The sequence below is a fragment of the Gilliamella sp. B2969 genome (genome assembly GCF_026536195.1).
Taxonomy (GTDB): domain Bacteria; phylum Pseudomonadota; class Gammaproteobacteria; order Enterobacterales; family Orbaceae; genus Gilliamella.
In genome coordinates this window covers 63,870-80,887 of record NZ_JAFNOP010000008.1, presented here as the reverse complement: position 1 = coordinate 80,887, position 17,018 = coordinate 63,870, and the positions used below count along the sequence as shown (strand labels likewise).

Genomic DNA, 17,018 nt, shown 5'->3' with positions numbered 1-17,018 from the left:
GGTTTTTTTTTGCCTCGAATTTACGAGGCTTCATTATGTTTTATAAAATAATGAGTAGGTAAATATGAAATATTTAACAAATAAGGTTGTAAAAGTCATAGCCAAACTAAAACAAATTGCGTTAATTACGATGTTAAGTTTATGCTATTTGCCAAATGTTATGGCTGCAACGTCAGAAGAGTTAGAAGCAAGGATAACAATTTTAGAACAGAAGTTACTAGAGATCAGTAAAGACTCAGCGGATTTAAAAAAGCAACTTGTTGAATCAAACAAGCAAATTGCTCAATTAAATAATAATATTCAAAAACAACAAGTCGTTATTAACAATCAACAAAAACAATTAAAAAATCAGACAGCATCACTCACCAATTCTAAAAAATCGGCTAGTTCACCACAAATTAATGTCAATAATAGCGTAAGTGATAATCAAATTGTGTTAGTTAATAATGTTAAAACTTCTTCTGCATCAGACGAAGATGGTTCTGCAAAAAAATCTTTTACTCTATCTGAATTTAAAGATTATATTAAAGATGAAATTGGATTTTCTTATAACGGTTATTTCCGTGGTGGATGGTCAACATCGAATAATGGTAAACCTAAAAACTATGCTGAAGGTGCGTTAGGTCGATTCGGTAATGAATATGGCGGTTGGTATGATCTTATTTTTAAACAAAAAGTTTATGATCAAGATGGGCGTAGAGTCGATGCTATTGTCATGATTGATGGGAATGTGGCAACCAATAAGGCAGCGGGTTTATTTAATACCCAAGATGATAATATTATGCAATTCTCTGATATTTATTTAGCTACTAAAGGATTTGTGCCTCGTTTCCCTGATGCAACATTATGGATTGGTAAGCACTCTTTACCTTACAACGAAATTCAGATGCTTGACTGGAAAACGCAAAAAACACCTGCTGGTGGTGGGGTAGGGATTGAAAATCTTGCCGTTGGTATTGGTGTACTTGATTTAGCTTTAGTTCGAGCTGATGTGAATGTAAAAAGTAAAAAAGCTGATGTGGTTGGTGTTGATGAAAATGGCAATCAGATTACTAGGCATAAAAAAGAGGACGTTGATCTTAATGAAATCGAATTACGTTATCATAACATTCCATTGTGGAAAGATGCGCTGTTTGGCATAAATGCACGTTATTCAGCACCGAATAAATCCAAAATTCAAGGCAATGTAGAAGTCAAAAATGCATGGCTTGGTAGTTTTGTATTACGTCAGAATGAATTTTTTGCTGGATTCAATCAGTTTACACTACAAGCAGCGACAAATTCGGTTGCTTCACAATTAGCCAACATCAATACTAATAATCCAGAGTTTGCAGCTAATGCTGATAATGATTATATTGGTGAACATACTGGGGGTAAAGCTTATCGCTTGGTTTCTGAAGGTGAAGCTTATTTAGCCGATAATGTTATTGTTGCCCATGCATTGGCACTAACTACGGGTAATGATGTTTATTCTTATGATCTCCATCGTGCTCATACCAATTTTTCTAGTTTTAAATCAGCGGTAAGACCTGCATATATATGGGATACCTATAACCAGAGTGGTGTTGAGCTTGGCTATTTTAGACAGAAAAATAAAGCTAATAGTCAAACTTACGTTGAGGAAGGCTATAAAACAACGCTTTATCATTCTTTCAAAGTCGGACAAAGTATTTTATCTTCTAGACCTGATATTCGTTTTTATGTTTCATATATTGAATCATTGCAAAATGATATTAGTAAGTTTGATTTTAATGGTAAGCATCACCAAATTAGTTTTGGGGTACAAACAGAGGTTTGGTTTTAGCTAATATCTTTTAATCGAGAGGGATAATACAATACGATTATCTGAGCTAATAGTATGCATCAAAAATCATTAAGTAAGCTCAGATAAGTGGTGATTATCCTCTATTTTTGATAGTGTTGATAAACTAAGATGTTATTGGTCGTTAATAATCATGTTATTTGATCAAATTGACAGAATAACGTTTAGTTAGCGTAGGTATAAATATATTAACTAAATTAGCAGGTGGCGCTTCACCTTTAGCAAGTTTCAATGCTAATTCAGCCGCTTGTTCTGCCATCGTTTGTAATGGATAACGGATAGTTGTTAATTTAGGGTGCAAGTAGCGAGCAAGAAGTAAATCATCAAAACCTATAATAGAAATCTCGGTTGGAATTTTTATATCATTATCATATAACACTGACATTGCACCAGCGGCCATAGAGTCATTATAACAAGCTATAGCGGTAATTTGACGATTGCGTTCGAGTAATGTCATCATAGCTTGTTCGCCACCGACTTCGTTAGGTGAGGCAAAAGCTATAAGTTTTTCATCAAGCTCTATATTATATTCAGCTAAAGCATCTTTATAGCCTTGCAAACGGTCAGATGCATCCGAGATATCATGGTTTGAACATAAATAACCAATTTTAAGATGGCCATGTTGAATTAAATGCTTCACCGCTAAATAGGAACCATAACGATCGTCGAGTGCAATACACCGTTTTTCAAAGCCGCTCACTACCCGATTGATTAATACCATTCCTGGCACTTGCTGCATTAATTTTTTTAATATACTGTCGGGCAAAACCTTAGCATGAACAACTAATGATGAACAGCGATGTTCGATAAGTTGCGTTATTGCATTATATTCTTGATCATGTTGATGATAGCCATTTCCAATTAATAAAAAATTACCTGTTCGATGAGCTACTTTGTCAACGGTACTTACCATCTCACCAAAAAAAGGGTCGGAAACATCGGCAACAACAATGCCTATGGTATTTGAATTTTGTTGGGATAACGCGCGAGCATTGGCATCAGGATAGTAATTTAATTTTTCCATAGCTTTTTTTACAATTTCACGTGTATTTTCGCTAACATTGTTTGCATTATTAATAACACGAGATACTGTTGCCACTGAAACTTTGGCTAATCGTGCAACATCTTTTATTGTCGCCATAAAACTACCTTTTAATTGATTACTACTAATTATTTATATCCATATTTGATACTTTATGTTTGTCCATATAGAGTTTCGTAAGATTACCAATGATTCAAGCAAAAGGGCTCGCAGTTTGGGAGAAATCCTGTACTTAAAATCTTTAAGTGAATTCAGTATGTAATACTCTGAATATATGAGCCAACGCATTATAATACGAGAAAATTTTGCTTTTGCCAATTGCTCTCTGGTTTGTCGAATCGATTCAGTTTAAATATATTAATTAAGAGGGATTTGTGCTGTTGAAATCCCTCTTGAATTGCTAAAAAATTAAGCCTCTTTGCTAAACAATTTATACCGATGTGATCTTGATTAGCATTGCAGTTGCAGGATCTAGTACTGGTAGGGGTAAACCAATATTCATTAACCAATCGCCCGATAACGTTGTGCTTTTTACCATCCAATTAGGTAGGGCTTTCATGACATGTCCATTCACTTTAGGATCAATATTATTAGGCATGTCAAGAATCTCAATGTGATAATCTTTATCTGGTAATAAACCCGCTAAACGTAAATTACCACTCAAAGCATAAGTCGGTAAAATAAGTTGTGCAATTATAAAAGCGGCCTCGGTTTGGTCTTGGCTAACCACACCATAACTTTGCATGGCTTGATTATCATCAACATCTAACCGAATAAAATTGCCCGAATGGAGCAATGAACGTAATTGTTTATGTAATTTTATATAATTAGCAAATGATAGTTTTTCTTGTTGTGATTCTTTTACAGGATCGAGTTCTACCCCCATATGGCCAAATAGTGCAGTTAAACCACGTAAATTCATATCAATTTGCCTATATGTGGTGTGACATAGCGCTCCACCAATATGGGCTCCTATTACTTCTGGTGGGAAAAAATAACTCATGCCGCGTTGAATTATTTGTCTATCTAATGCATCGTTGGAATCCGATGCCCAAAAACGTTGAGTACGTTTTAATATTTCATAATCAATGCGACCACCGCCAGATGAGCAAGATTCAATTTCGACATTCGGAAATTTTTTTTGCAAAATATCAAGTAACCGATAAACAGCTTTAGTTTGGCCAACTATAGCCGGATGACCATTATGACCCGCTTGTACGATTTCTCTATTCATATCCCATTTTATGTAGTCTATGTCGTAACTTCCAAGTAACCAGGTTAATCTTTCGAGCAAATAGTCAAAAACATTTGGATTTTGTAAGTCTAGTACATATTGATGACGACCTTCAGGTTGTTGATAACCTTGAAGTTCTAATAGCCAGTCAGGATGGGCACGATATAGATTAGAGTTTTTGTTAATCATTTCAGGTTCAACCCAGATACCAAATTCCATACCAAGGTCTTTAACATGTTTAATGACTGGTTCTAAACCATTTGGATATTTGCGCTCATCAAGATACCAATCGCCCAAGCCTTGATAGTCATCATCGCGATGACCAAACCAGCCATCATCAATAATGAAACGTTCAACACCTATTTGAGCTGCTTGTGTTGCCATTTTCATAATATAATCGGGATTATGATCAAAAAAGATGCCTTCCCAAGTATTAAGATGAACAGGGCGTGGTTTATGAGCAGAAAACTTAATAATATTGGTTCGTAAGAATTGATGAAAGTGCTGACTCATTTTATTTAAACCTTGATCACTATAGGTTGCATATAACCATGGTGTACTTACTGTTTCGCCTTTAGCTAAAGATATTTCGCCCGCCAGGTAAAGTGCTTCGGCTTGAATAAAACGTTTTCCATTGCTTTTGACGGCTACCTGTATGCGGTGGTTTCCGCTCCAACCTAAATGGATACCCCATACTTCTCCTGTTTGTTCCTTAAAACCACTTGTACCGACAATCATGCCAGGAAAATATTCATGTGAAGTTCTTCCTCGGCGATTCTCTTGTAAGTATCCGCAATGTTCAATTTTAGTGCGATGTGGAAAAAATTCTTTAATCCAACGACCATTAAATGCCATTAATTCCTGCGCCCGTTCAGGTATAGGTAAGGTTACTGACAAACGATTCACTTGATAAGGCTGCTCTGCTAAATTGGTTAGGCTATTTTGACATTGCAAAACACCACTTTCATCTAAAATGAGTTGGCTAGTTAAACGAAGCTTGGCAATATCATCTTCACTAATAATAGTAATATTGTTATTGTTTTTTTTGACTTCTTTAGTGATAAATACTGGAGACCAATCTTTGCCATTCCGATGTCCTTCAAGCCCGGGTGTACTAAAGTTACCTAACCCTTCTTCAGGACAAAGTGTGAATGGAACATCAATATCTAGGCGTGAATTAGGTACGGCAGGGGTAAGCATATCGATAGAATTGATATTTAAATTTTGTAATCGTTTTCCAAAATAACAGATTTCAGCATAAGGTTGCGTGCGTAAAATTATATCTAAGTTATTATTGCCAAGATGGTAATTCATGTTTTCTCCAAAATTGATTACTAAAACAATTCTTATACAGTAATGATAATTTAATTAGAAGGATATTATTAATTTTTTGTTTTGTGATTAAGATCTCATAAAATGTAATCGTTTTCATTTTTTTGGGTTATTAACTTCATTCAAGTAAGATATATTATGAAATGATTATGCGAAAAATTCATTTTTTATGCTATTATGAACCAATGTTGGGTGAATAGATTAAATATCATGAAAAAACATAATATTATTGCTGTCGTTTCTTTTTTAAGTTGTGCTTTTAACGCTTATGGTGTAGATAAATATATCACCGATGACGTTGATGTTTACTTGCGTCGAGGTCCGGGGGCACAATATGCTTATTCAAATTCAGCAAAAGCGGGCGAAAAAGTCATTGAACTTGAAAAAAATAGCGATGGTAAATATACCAAAATTCAAGTCAATAATGGTAGTGTTGCATGGATTGAAACAAGTAAACTTAACGATCAACCGAGTTGCAAAGAGCGACTGCCTTCTCTCGAATCTGAACTTGCCCAGTACAAAAGTAAAGCTGATAATGCCGATCAGTCTCAACAAGATGTGGCTAATCAATATGTGCAAAAATTACAAGATGCAAACACTTTAATTGAGTCTTTACAAAATAAAAATACTGAGCTTGAAAACAAACTTAAGCAGCAAAATAGTCAACTTGAGTCAATGCTCAATCAAGTGGATGATAAACGCCGTGATCTGATTATCACTTGGTTCACCTATGGCGGACTCGTTGCTGGTGGAGGCTTAATTTTAGGTTTAATTTTACCATTAATTATGCCACGCCGTAGAAAAGATCGTTGGATGCGTTAAATGTCAAAGATCTATCTTGTCGGCGGCAGTGTTCGGGATAGATTATTAGGATTACCTGTAGTCGATCATGATTGGGTTGTTGTTGGTGCAACACCCGATCAGCTCCTTGCTTTAGGTTACCAACAAGTTGGTAAAGATTTTCCTGTATTTTTACATCCTACTACTAAAGAAGAATATGCTCTAGCGCGTACTGAACGAAAGTCAGGTAACGGTTATACTGGTTTTATTTGTGATTTTGGGTCAAATATCACGTTAGAGCAAGATCTTATTCGTCGCGACTTAACAATTAATGCGATAGCGATGGATGAGCAAGGGCATATTGTCGATCCTTATAATGGTGTAAGTGATCTCCATAATAAAATACTACGTCATGTATCTTTGGCTTTTCGGGAAGATCCTTTAAGGATATTACGCATTGCTCGCTTTGCTGCTCGCTATCACCATTTGGGATTTAAAATAGCGCCAGAAACGTTAATTTTGATGAAAGAAATGGTTGATGCTGGCGAGGTGTCATATTTAACTCCTGAACGCATTTGGAAAGAGACAGAAAAAGCATTATCGACTCAGCATCCACACATTTATTTTCAAGTACTCAACCAATGTGGTGCGCTTGCTGTGTTATTTCCGCAATTAATATTGTCACAAAATGTTGTTGATGCGTTAGCTAGATCTGTTGAGTTAACTGCGCTATTAACGGTTCGTTTTGCAATATTATGTGCCCAGATGCCGACTAAGCGAAGTGTTGAATTGTTATGTCAAAAAATAAAATCACCTACAAGTTTTTTAAAGATAGCTGTTATGGTTCAGCAATATGGTAAAGTTGTTGAAGATATAAAGCAGTTGACGGCAGAGCAGGTTATCCATTTACTAAATAGTATTGACGTTTGGCGTAATCCCCAACACCTTGAACAATTAATTATTGCAAGCCATGCATATTGTAAACAAGAACCATTTTTGCAAGCTCAATACTTAAATGAAGCTTATAATGTTGCCAATAGTGTTAACGTGCAAAATATTATTGCAGATGGTTTTGTTGGTAAAGCTATTTATAATGAATTACAAAAAAGGCGAATTGAAGCGTTATTAAACTGGATTTGATTGCATCTTAATCAATCGTCATTTTTTTTCAAAATATCTAAAAAAAAGGGTTGACGATTTGGCTTAAGACAAGCATAATGCGCCTCGCAGTGTTGGTTATGACGTTGCGAATGAGATGGCTACGTAGCTCAGTTGGTTAGAGCACATCACTCATAATGATGGGGTCACAGGTTCGAATCCCGTCGTAGCCACCATTAAGGTTAAGTAATACTTTTACCGGAAGTATACAGTGCGGGTGTGGCGAAATTGGTAGACGCACCAGATTTAGGTTCTGGCGCCGCAAGGTGTGTGAGTTCAAGTCTCTCCACCCGCACCATTTTAATCTTAGTATCTATCCTTTATTGGGGTATAGCCAAGCGGTAAGGCAGCGGGTTTTGATCCCGCCACTCCCAGGTTCGAATCCTGGTACCCCAGCCATTCCAATCTGCATATTTTTGATATCTCACTCTTTTGTATTTTATTGTTAATCATATCGATTTCTAAATTATTCATATGCGGGTATGGCGGAATTGGTAGACGCGCTAGATTCAGGTTCTAGTTCCGAAAGGTGTGCGAGTTCAAATCTCACTACCCGTACCAGATATCATTTTCACACTATAGTGGGGTATAGCCAAGCGGTAAGGCAGCGGATTCTGATTCCGCCATTCCAAGGTTCGAATCCTTGTACCCCAGCCACTAAATTTTTATAAAACAATGAGTTAAACGTATATAATTGCATGGTTAATTATAGCAACTATAGCTTATGGCGGTAAAATGACTGTGGGCTTTCTTGGTCAGAAAAAAGACCGGAATAACCGGCCTTGTTTATTAGCTTTTAAAGAAAGTCAATTCCACACATTGAAGCCGCACGTAAAAAACGAATAATACCTTTATCGGGAATGCACGGCAATTTTCATACCATCTTTTTCCGCAACTAGCTTATGAATTGATTCATCTTTATTACAATATACCGCGATTAAAATACCGTTAAGAGCCATTCTTGAAATGTAATGTGAAAATTTAAATTTTTTTTAATTGTTTACCTTTTTACACCCCAGAATCTGCCGAGTTGTTTCTTAACTCTGGATATATAATATAATGGGGAGGTTATTAGTCAGCAATTATTTTAATTTTTTAATTTTTCTTTTAAAAGTTTTAGACCTTCAAATATTGCCGCTTTCTGGGTACCACAAATTGCCGCCAACTCTTTTAATAGTGAGCTCTCATCTTCTGTTAAATATGTACCAGCCAGTCGAGGACGCCCCGCATTCCTGTCTCTATATGCTTGCTCATTTTTGCGTTGTCTTTCTCTATTCATAATTTAACTCCGAATCTATACTGATATAGCAATCGTCCCCCACTTTTGATTGAAAGCGATATACATTAATTTTTTTACTATTACATGTCATTAGTAGCAAATGTTTATTATCAAAATCTTGATTGTATAATTGCCAAAATGCCATTTTTGCAACATCAAAATTAGTCGTATTTGTACGAGTGTGAAGGAGTATTTCACTGCCCCCTTTTCGTTGTTTTATCACATAAATTCTATATGTTTTTAAATTCTCAGGTGATGCCATCCTCTGCCCCTTAAATCATTGTATGTATCTGTTGTGCTACGATATTTGTGCCCCAGCAATACTTGTATATTAACTCCCTGATCTCGGTATAATCGTTCTGCTAGTGAGCGTATTTCAAAAAAATTGGCGGGTCATAGTCTTCCCAATATTTTGCGGGGAAAATTGTATCACATAATTTACACAAATTACGATTAAGCCGCCAGTATTGGACCGGCTTACCATTTACTTCGATAAAGCATTCATTGCCGCCACAATTCAAAATCGCATCTTCAATGCACATATTAACTACATTTAAAGTTAAATTCGGCGGTAACGCAATTTTTGCTCCGTGTTTGATCAATTTTTTTTCGCCATATGTAGTAGTCACATATTTACGCCCTTTCGTTTGATGAATAAATAAATGATTATTTCGAACAAAAAAATCTTTTTTATTATTCCGCAGCGCAAAGCGCAGTATGTGCGAATTGTCAGTTTAAGCCGAAAGTTAACTGTGTAACTTAATAAGTTGTAGTGAGCCTGGGCACCACTTTTATAAATTGGTAATAGCATCGTTAATATTGGGCTATAGAGCTTGATATTTAAATGTCTGGATTTTATTTTCTATCTTGTGTAATTATTAAGAATGTTATTTATCGGCTAACTGTTGCAAGCTTGATTGGTTACTTGGTAAGGTTAATCAATAATAAATGGGTCATCCATTCAAGTTCATATGGTTGCCGGCAACAATTTTCTGTCGAATTAGAGTTTTTTCAAGCAAATTGCTGGAGTATCACTTGGATAAGTTACAGTGAAATTTCAATTATCAATTGTTTGTTAAGATAAACGGTAGGATGACGTTCAAACAAAATTAACTGAGTTATTCTTTCGATTGAATTTTAATAATTGATAATATTGGTTCATTATCATAGTGTATCAAAATAAATAAAGTTTCTTTTATTATGGTTGAGTGCTGTATTGAATTAGCGTGGTTCAAGAGTGGCAAAAGTAGGGCATATCTCGTTAAATAAATGGTTTGTTTGGACATCTAAAGTTGAAGTGAAATTAAACAATACATAAATTAACTTATAAAGCGAACTGTATTGTCTTATCTTTAATTTAAAAAGCTAAATAAAGGATTGTGAAATAGGCTCAAATCAATTAAGTGTTTAGATTGTGTAATAAAGAGGGAATAAAATCTGTTAATAAAAAATAAGTTTTCGATTTGCTAGAATATAAAGATATTGATATTTTGATAGTTATTTTTATCATTAGATGTATTCCACATGCATAATTTATATAGCATGTGGAATACGTATAAACTATAACGTATTATTTATATAAGTTTACATATACAGTTTGTGAAGTGCCTTTTGTATTTGCAGATACTTCTTTCACATAATAGAAATGTGCACCATTAGCAATTGCTTGTTTTTGAGCAGCAGCACTGATTTCAGCTGTATTGTTGAATGAACCATGGAAACTAATAGTGTCATATGGTTTCATTTTTTTGAATGCATCGCTGCTGATTTCGTAAGCGTCTTCACCTTCAATTGCTTTAGTCACGATGAAATCTCTTGCTACAGCATCTTTTTTGTATAATGCAACATCAATATCTTGTGCTTGATTTTTTACATCAGCAGGTGCAATTGAATACACATAGAAAGCATATGCATTTTTTTCTGCTGCTAATTTACTTGCTGCATTCATAATATCTGAAGTGTTGTTGTAATTACCTTTAAATTTAATCACTTCAAATGGTAAGTAGTAAAGTGCTTTCGCACGAGGATAAACAACAACACCATTTTGAGTCACTTCTTCTTTTTTAACTGCAACAGGTTCTTTTGATTGATAAATATCAGCATAAACGATTGCTTGATCAGCTGAATCACTAGTTGTTGCACTTTCAATTGATTTAATATGATAGTATTTAGCACCTGCTTCATCAGCTGCACGAGAAATATCACTTGCCGCATTATCTGCTTGTAAATATTTACCTGTTACTGAGATTTCTTTAAGTGGGATTAAATTACTGCTTTCTTTAGCTGTTAGTGGTTCTGCTGCATACAAGCTTGCAACTGGTAGTGATAACAATAGTGCTAATGCAACAGATGATTTTTTAAAACGTTTCATGATAATTTCCTTCATTTTTATTTATTGAAATTAGAATTAAATTTAACGCTTTTTTTAATTTGCAAATTCATGACATCACTTATAGAGCAAATGGAATATCACGTACTCTACGGTATAATGCCTTAATCTACTTATTACTAAATGCGTTTAGACATAAAGCTTTTTCACTGAATAATTATAAAATAGCTTTTTTCTTTCCTATATATGTATGAATTTTAAGATAATTCTCAAGATATTTATAGTGGAAAATAAAACTTCATAGCACTTTTTGCTAAAAATGCAACAAATTGCTAACAATAGTTAATTTAAAACGATACAACAACTTTTTGAATTACTTGGTTATTTTTGAAATTTAAACAACTACCTGAATTTGATGAATAAAGTTATTCAATATTTGAGCTGTTAATCCCCAAATAATATAATTATTATATTGGTAAAAGTAAACTAAATGTTCTGATCTTTTCTGCCATTTTTGAGGGCGATTAGGCAATAAATGAAAAGGAAAGTCTTTGCCAAGTTTATGGCCAACTTCGACGGTAGCTTGGCTAGGACTGTTGTTGATAAACCAATTAAGCGGTACGGTAAAAACTTCTTCAACTTCATCAGGATTAAGGATAAAGTTATCTATAGATTTGATTTCACCGACAAAAGGGTAAATAGTCATAGCAAAATTTGCGATAAATTTAGGTAATTGTCCTAAAATAGTTATTTGTGTGGGTAAAATACCTAATTCTTCGCAAGTTTCACGTTTGGCTGTATATTCTGGATTACTATCGTCTACCTCTACTCGCCCACCTGGAAAGCAAATATCACCAGGTTGCCATTTCAATGTTTTCGAGCGGACTTGAAACAGTAAATGCAATTGATTATTGACCTTAACAAGCGGTATTAAAACTGCTGCTTTTTGATTCATTTCGTTTGCTATCTTATCTGTTTTCAATAAGTTAGCTATCTGTTCTGTTGTGATCATAATATTTATTTAGTTTTGTTTTTAAATTTACGCTGTATTTACGTTATAATATGAACATGGTAGATTGAAGTTGTTTGTTAGTAGTACACGTGGTTCACCTTGATAATGTCATGCAATATTATATTAACAACATAAAAAAAGAACTTAAAGATCTTGCTTTACTAAAACATAAAAGAGCACTCGATGGTATGTCCTTAGAGTTCCAACGTGTTTTTACATTGTTGCCTGCGCTTTTTCATTTTCATCATCCGGCTTTGCCTGGCTATTTAAACGAAGATACCCCGATGGGCATTGCTTGTTATCAAGCTTCTGATAAAGTTTTTGCTCAGTTAAAAAATGAATTTAATTTTAATCTTCCACAAGCATTTAATAAGGCAGATATTTCCGCATTATATTCAATGGGCAGTACTTGCTCTATCGGCCAGTCAGTAACGTCAGATCTTGATATTTGGATTTGTATTGAAAATAATTTATCGGCAGTTAGAAAATCGTCATTACAAAAAAAATGCCGATTGATTGAACAATGGGCAAAAGAGCTTGGAATAAAATTAACATTATTTGTTGTTGATGTAGATCGTTTTATTAATCAACATCATGAATGTTTAATGGGCGAAAACTGTGGTTCTGCTCAACATATTTTATTATTGGAAGAGTTTTATCGATCAGCTAATTTACTTGCAGGCAAACTATTATTGTGGTTTGCTGTGCCCGCAAATTTAACCGTGAATAATACAACCTATCCTAGCTATGAAAAATGTATTGAAGCGTTAGTTGAACAAAAAATAATTGAACGTGATCAATGGATCGATTTTGGACCTTTAACTGGGCTATCGGCAGAAGAATATTTTGGCGCCAGCTTGTGGCAACTTTATAAAAGTATTGATTCACCTTTTAAAGCGGTATTAAAGACATTATTACTTGAAGCCTATTCGTGGATATATCCAGAAAACAAACCTATTGCTTATCAAATGCGCGATTTGATACAAACATTTAAAAGCGATGAAGGGTGTTATCTTGATTCTTACTATATGCTATTGCAACGAATCAGTAACTATCTAATTGAAATTAAAGATTTCTCGAGATTAAAATTAGTAAGAACGTGTTTTTACCTAAAAGTTAATGAAAAATTATCTATTGCAAATTCTACGCTATCGTGGCGTCGTAAAGTACTTGAAGATTTGGTAAAGCAATGGAAATGGGATAAATCATGTTTTGCTAAACTCGATACCAGCGATACTTGGAAAATAGAACAAGTTCGTGAAATACATGAAGTTTTACTGCAAACTATGATGACGGGGTATCGTAACTTACTTAATTTTGGTCGCCGTAATAATTTGGATTCTTTAATTAGTCCCCAAGACTTAGCAATATTAACACGTAAATTGTATGCTTCATTTGAAGTATTACCGGGTAAAATAACCACATTAAAGCTTAACATTTCTCATAATTTACAAGAAGAGGCGTTAACCTTTATTCATGTTAAAGAAGATAGAATAAATCGAGCTGGTTGGTATGTTTATAAACAAAAACCAATATTGGATCAAATTATTGGTCACCAATATTTAGAATATAGTAAGTATTTAGTTAAGCTGGTAAGTTGGTGTTACTTTAATCGTTTAATCTCAGACTCTACTGAATTTTATTATCACGATGGCGAGGATCGGGATAAAGCAAAAATAACCAAATTTATTGATGACCTAAAAGAATATTTTCCTATTGATGTGCCAGCAGCAACCGAAGAGCAATTGTATGGCCCATGTGAAATCCGACATTTAGCGATCATCTTGAATTTAGAAAATGATCCAACTACTCAATGTGAATTAGACCATGAAATTAATACTAATATATTAAATTATGGTAAAAAAGAGTTAAGTTTAGTGGGATCGGTTGATTTGCTTTATCGCAACTCATGGAATGAAATTCGCGTTTTGCACTTTAGTGGTACATTATGTGTCCTTGAAGCCATAAAAGCATTACTAAACCGAATGCATAAAGATGCGGATTTACCCAATTCAATGGAAATTTTTTGTTACAGTAAATATTTTAGTGTTGAAATTAAAAAACAGATTAAAAAATTAATGGATGACTGTGTCGAATTACGTTTGACTACCACTATCAATAATTCGACTCAAGTTAAACCATTAAGAATTGATGGAGCATCTTGGTATTTATTTTTTGAACGTTTAGGTGTTTCATTCCATCAATTTGAAAATGCTATCGACTTTTATGGTGCGGTATCGAATAACAAAGTTCAAGGTAGGCCTTTAAACATTTTAGATGAAACCAATGAACTCCCAAAAGAAATTGACAGTGTAGCTTATCAAGGCATCATACAATTCTTTTTTGAAGATACCCAAACAGGTTTTGATCTGTATATTTTAAATGAACATAATCAGATCGAGATCTATCGCAATTGTAATGGTAATAAAGAAAATATGGTCAAAGCAATCAACGATTTTTATGTTTTGTCTGATGATCGCTTTACTTTTACTACAAGCAGCTCTGTTAATTTTAATCTTCCGCAATTCTATCAAATTACCTACAGTGATAATGGGGATCGTGAGATCTTTTTATTAAATTAATCGATCTCAATTAAAAATTAATGTAAAAAAATTTGAGAAACACATTACGTTTTAGTATAAAAAAGAGTAAAAAAGTAATTTTAATAGGTAAATTTTTAAAATTTCTATTAAAATGTGGGAACTTTTTTTAAATTTAAGAATCTAACTGTTTGTAAGCGCAATTTTGGGCCACATAGCAGTTATTAACATAATGAGGAATGGCCTGTAATGGGGGAGAAAGTAACAGACCAAGTATTAGTTGATCGTGTATTAAACGGAGATAAAAATGCGTTCAATTTGCTTGTACTACGTTATCAAAATAAACTCGCTCATTTGGTTTCTCGCTATGTTTTAGCTTCAGAAATACCTGATGTTGTGCAAGAAACTTTTATTAAGGCTTATCGATCGTTAAGTCTATTTAAAGGTGAAAGTATATTTTATACGTGGTTGTATCGAATAGCAGTTAATACAGCAAAAAATTATTTAATTTCTCAAGGACGACGTCCTCCATCTTCAGATATCGATGCAAGTGAGGCTGAAGGATATGAAGGTGCAGATTCGTTAAGAGATTTGGACAATCCAGAAAGTTTAGTCCTGTCAAAAGAGGTTGAAAAAGTTGTATTTGACGCTATCGAAGCTTTGCCTGATGATTTAAGAACGGCTATTACTTTACGGGAAATAGACGGTTTAAGTTATGAGGAAATTGCTGAAATTATGGATACACCAGTTGGAACAGTGAGATCACGTATTTTTAGAGCGCGTGATATTATTGATGAAAAGATTAAACCATTAATAAATGGTTGAAATGAATTAATAATAAGCAGTGATAAATTTAAGGTATCTATTATGCAAATAGAACAAAAAGAGCAACTTTCATTACTCATGGATGACGAGTTAAACGACGATCACTTCATTGATGCTGTATCAAAAGATGAAAGTTTACAAGCATGTTGGCATCGTTATCACATTGTAAGATCTGCAATGCGTGGTGAATTGCACGATAGTTCATTGACGTTAGATATTTCAAATCAAGTCGCAAAAGCAATCGCTGCTGATAATTTATATTTACCTCTACCAAATCAACCTGATCAAAATAACGTTGATATTCCCAAAGCACAAAATCTTATTTGGCTTCGAATTAAAGATTGCTTAGGTAAAGTAAGTCAGGTTGGACTAGCAGCCTGTGTGACTTTAGCGATTATTGCAGGCGTTCAATATCACCAAGGGCAATCCGATGATTCCAACGGTTCGCCAGTCTTAAATACTGTACCCATTGGGGTAAATGTCGCGCCAGTTGGTGGTATACAACAGCACAATGATCAACAACTAATTGAAAAAAGACAGTATGATAAAATTCGACTGTTGGTCCAAGATTATGAATTGCAAAAAAGGCTCAATGCGTACTAATTTTATATGAATTTTTCATTTTATTTAACTAAGTGCAAAATCAAACAGAGTATAATGATTATTGTTACTCTGTTTTTTATGTTGTTTGCATTATCTGTTTTTGCTGCTGATACCGATAAAGCGGTAAATTTGTTAAATAAAATGAGCAAATCTGTCCAAACAAATAGTTATCAAATCCATTTCCTTTCACAAGATAAAGATCAGTATGTCACTACCTTTGAATATAGCCATTTAGGGGCTTTACAAAAAGAGGAGGTCAAAGCGCAATTGCTTTATCTTGAAGGTCCTGCAAAAGAGATTATTTTACACAATAATATTACCAGTTATTTTCAACCTGATAGTGCATCTTTTTCTATTACCAGCCCTCGTATAACCGAAGCCTTCCCAGATGTCATTTATAATGATTTTACTAAACTTACTGATGTATACGAATTTGTGAAGTTAGGTAAAACTAGAACGGCCAATCGCAGTGTACAGCTAATAAAAATGATAGCTAAAGATAAAGATCGCTATAGCTATATTATTTGGATAGATGACAAGAATTTTTTACCGATACGAATCGATTTACTTGATCAAGATGGTGAGATTATCAATCAATTCAAAGTAGTAGATATCGATGAAGACTTTGATCAGAAAAAAATGAAAGATTATATCGATAGCCGTACTTATCCTATCTTATTATCTATTGAAAAACAGAACAATATGTTAGATGCATGGCGATTAGCTTGGTTACCAAAAGGATTTAAAGAAGTTGCTGCTTATAATGTCAATTTTTACAATTCTGATATTGCAACCAAACTTTTTTCGGATGGCGTATTTTCGTTCACAGTAAATGTTTCTTCTGATTCATCAAATCAATCAAACCAGCTTATCCAACAAGGTGGACGTACAATTTTTTCAACAAATATTGGTAACAAAAATATTATTATTATTGGTAACTTGCCTAAAACTACCATTGAGCGAATTGCTCAAAATATTGTTGAGAAATAGCTGCAAACCTTTCGATAAGACTATGCTTAGTGGCTATTAATGTGTAGAATGTTGCTTTTCTATTTTCCGTGA

At 34.0% G+C, this 17,018-nt stretch carries 14 protein-coding genes and 5 tRNA genes; 12 read left to right on the top strand and 7 right to left on the bottom strand.

Annotation, left to right across the window (positions count from 1 at the left end; translation table 11 throughout):
- The first annotated feature begins 64 nt into the window (after window positions 1–64).
- Window positions 65–1,804 carry a carbohydrate porin gene (locus J3U66_RS08590; protein WP_267348745.1) on the top strand — a complete coding sequence of 580 codons (1,740 nt, stop codon included), beginning with the start codon at window positions 65–67 and terminating at the stop codon, window positions 1,802–1,804.
- A 154-nt stretch (window positions 1,805–1,958) separates the two neighbouring features.
- Here the strand turns inward: J3U66_RS08590 and J3U66_RS08585 are convergent, their stop codons facing one another.
- Both J3U66_RS08585 and J3U66_RS08580 read right to left on the bottom strand, forming a co-directional pair.
- Complete coding sequence (locus J3U66_RS08585) at window positions 1,959–2,963, bottom strand: substrate-binding domain-containing protein (RefSeq protein WP_267343555.1); 1,005 nt, start codon at window positions 2,961–2,963, stop codon at window positions 1,959–1,961.
- 331 nt (window positions 2,964–3,294) lie between these two features.
- The gene (locus tag J3U66_RS08580) at window positions 3,295–5,412 is read right to left on the bottom strand and encodes an alpha-galactosidase (RefSeq protein ID WP_267348743.1); all 2,118 of its coding nucleotides are present in this window, start codon (window positions 5,410–5,412) and stop codon (window positions 3,295–3,297) included.
- 228 nt (window positions 5,413–5,640) lie between these two features.
- On the opposite strand from J3U66_RS08580, the gene J3U66_RS08575 reads away from it, so the two are divergent.
- From J3U66_RS08575 to J3U66_RS08545, 7 genes are all read left to right on the top strand, one after another.
- Window positions 5,641–6,252 (top strand): TIGR04211 family SH3 domain-containing protein, encoded by a 612-nt coding sequence (locus J3U66_RS08575; protein WP_267348741.1) that lies wholly within the window; start codon window positions 5,641–5,643, stop codon window positions 6,250–6,252.
- Window positions 6,253–7,350, top strand: a complete 1,098-nt coding sequence (locus J3U66_RS08570; RefSeq protein WP_267348740.1) for a multifunctional CCA tRNA nucleotidyl transferase/2'3'-cyclic phosphodiesterase/2'nucleotidase/phosphatase — start codon at window positions 6,253–6,255, stop codon at window positions 7,348–7,350.
- 117 nt (window positions 7,351–7,467) lie between these two features.
- Window positions 7,468–7,544, top strand: a tRNA-Met gene (locus tag J3U66_RS08565).
- A gap of 37 nt (window positions 7,545–7,581) precedes the next feature.
- Window positions 7,582–7,666: transfer RNA gene (locus J3U66_RS08560), tRNA-Leu, on the top strand.
- Window positions 7,667–7,692: 26 nt separating this feature from the next.
- Window positions 7,693–7,767 (top strand) — tRNA-Gln (locus tag J3U66_RS08555).
- 77 nt (window positions 7,768–7,844) lie between these two features.
- Window positions 7,845–7,929: transfer RNA gene (locus tag J3U66_RS08550), tRNA-Leu, on the top strand.
- 21 nt (window positions 7,930–7,950) lie between these two features.
- Window positions 7,951–8,025: transfer RNA gene (locus J3U66_RS08545), tRNA-Gln, on the top strand.
- Between the two features lie 430 nt (window positions 8,026–8,455).
- On the opposite strand, the gene J3U66_RS08540 is transcribed toward J3U66_RS08545, so the two are convergent.
- From J3U66_RS08540 to J3U66_RS08520, 5 genes are all read right to left on the bottom strand, one after another.
- Window positions 8,456–8,647 (bottom strand): hypothetical protein, encoded by a 192-nt coding sequence (locus J3U66_RS08540; RefSeq protein ID WP_267333334.1) that lies wholly within the window; start codon window positions 8,645–8,647, stop codon window positions 8,456–8,458.
- Window positions 8,640–8,909 carry a hypothetical protein gene (locus J3U66_RS08535; protein ID WP_267348738.1) on the bottom strand — a complete coding sequence of 90 codons (270 nt, stop codon included), beginning with the start codon at window positions 8,907–8,909 and terminating at the stop codon, window positions 8,640–8,642. Before J3U66_RS08535 ends, J3U66_RS08540 begins: the two co-directional genes overlap by 8 nt.
- Before the next feature lie 100 nt (window positions 8,910–9,009).
- The gene (locus J3U66_RS08530) at window positions 9,010–9,276 is read right to left on the bottom strand and encodes a hypothetical protein (protein ID WP_267346679.1); all 267 of its coding nucleotides are present in this window, start codon (window positions 9,274–9,276) and stop codon (window positions 9,010–9,012) included.
- Between the two features lie 941 nt (window positions 9,277–10,217).
- Complete coding sequence (locus J3U66_RS08525) at window positions 10,218–11,018, bottom strand: YdgH/BhsA/McbA-like domain containing protein (RefSeq protein WP_267343551.1); 801 nt, start codon at window positions 11,016–11,018, stop codon at window positions 10,218–10,220.
- Window positions 11,019–11,370: 352 nt separating this feature from the next.
- The gene (locus J3U66_RS08520) at window positions 11,371–11,988 is read right to left on the bottom strand and encodes an NUDIX hydrolase (protein WP_267346504.1); all 618 of its coding nucleotides are present in this window, start codon (window positions 11,986–11,988) and stop codon (window positions 11,371–11,373) included.
- A gap of 89 nt (window positions 11,989–12,077) precedes the next feature.
- Between J3U66_RS08520 and J3U66_RS08515 the strand changes: the two genes are divergently transcribed.
- The 4 genes from J3U66_RS08515 to J3U66_RS08500 all read left to right on the top strand — a co-directional run bounded on the left by J3U66_RS08515 (window position 12,078) and on the right by J3U66_RS08500 (window position 16,946).
- Entirely contained in the window at window positions 12,078–14,570 is a 2,493-nt protein-coding gene (locus J3U66_RS08515) for a class I adenylate cyclase (protein ID WP_267348736.1), read from the top strand.
- A 207-nt stretch (window positions 14,571–14,777) separates the two neighbouring features.
- A complete protein-coding gene (rpoE, locus tag J3U66_RS08510) occupies window positions 14,778–15,353 on the top strand; it encodes an RNA polymerase sigma factor RpoE (protein ID WP_267343548.1) in 576 nt (191 codons plus the stop codon).
- 42 nt (window positions 15,354–15,395) lie between these two features.
- A complete protein-coding gene (locus J3U66_RS08505; protein WP_267333340.1) occupies window positions 15,396–15,956 on the top strand; it encodes an RseA family anti-sigma factor in 561 nt (186 codons plus the stop codon).
- Between the two features lie 54 nt (window positions 15,957–16,010).
- Window positions 16,011–16,946 (top strand): MucB/RseB C-terminal domain-containing protein, encoded by a 936-nt coding sequence (locus J3U66_RS08500; protein ID WP_267333341.1) that lies wholly within the window; start codon window positions 16,011–16,013, stop codon window positions 16,944–16,946.
- Window positions 16,947–17,018 lie beyond the last annotated feature (72 nt).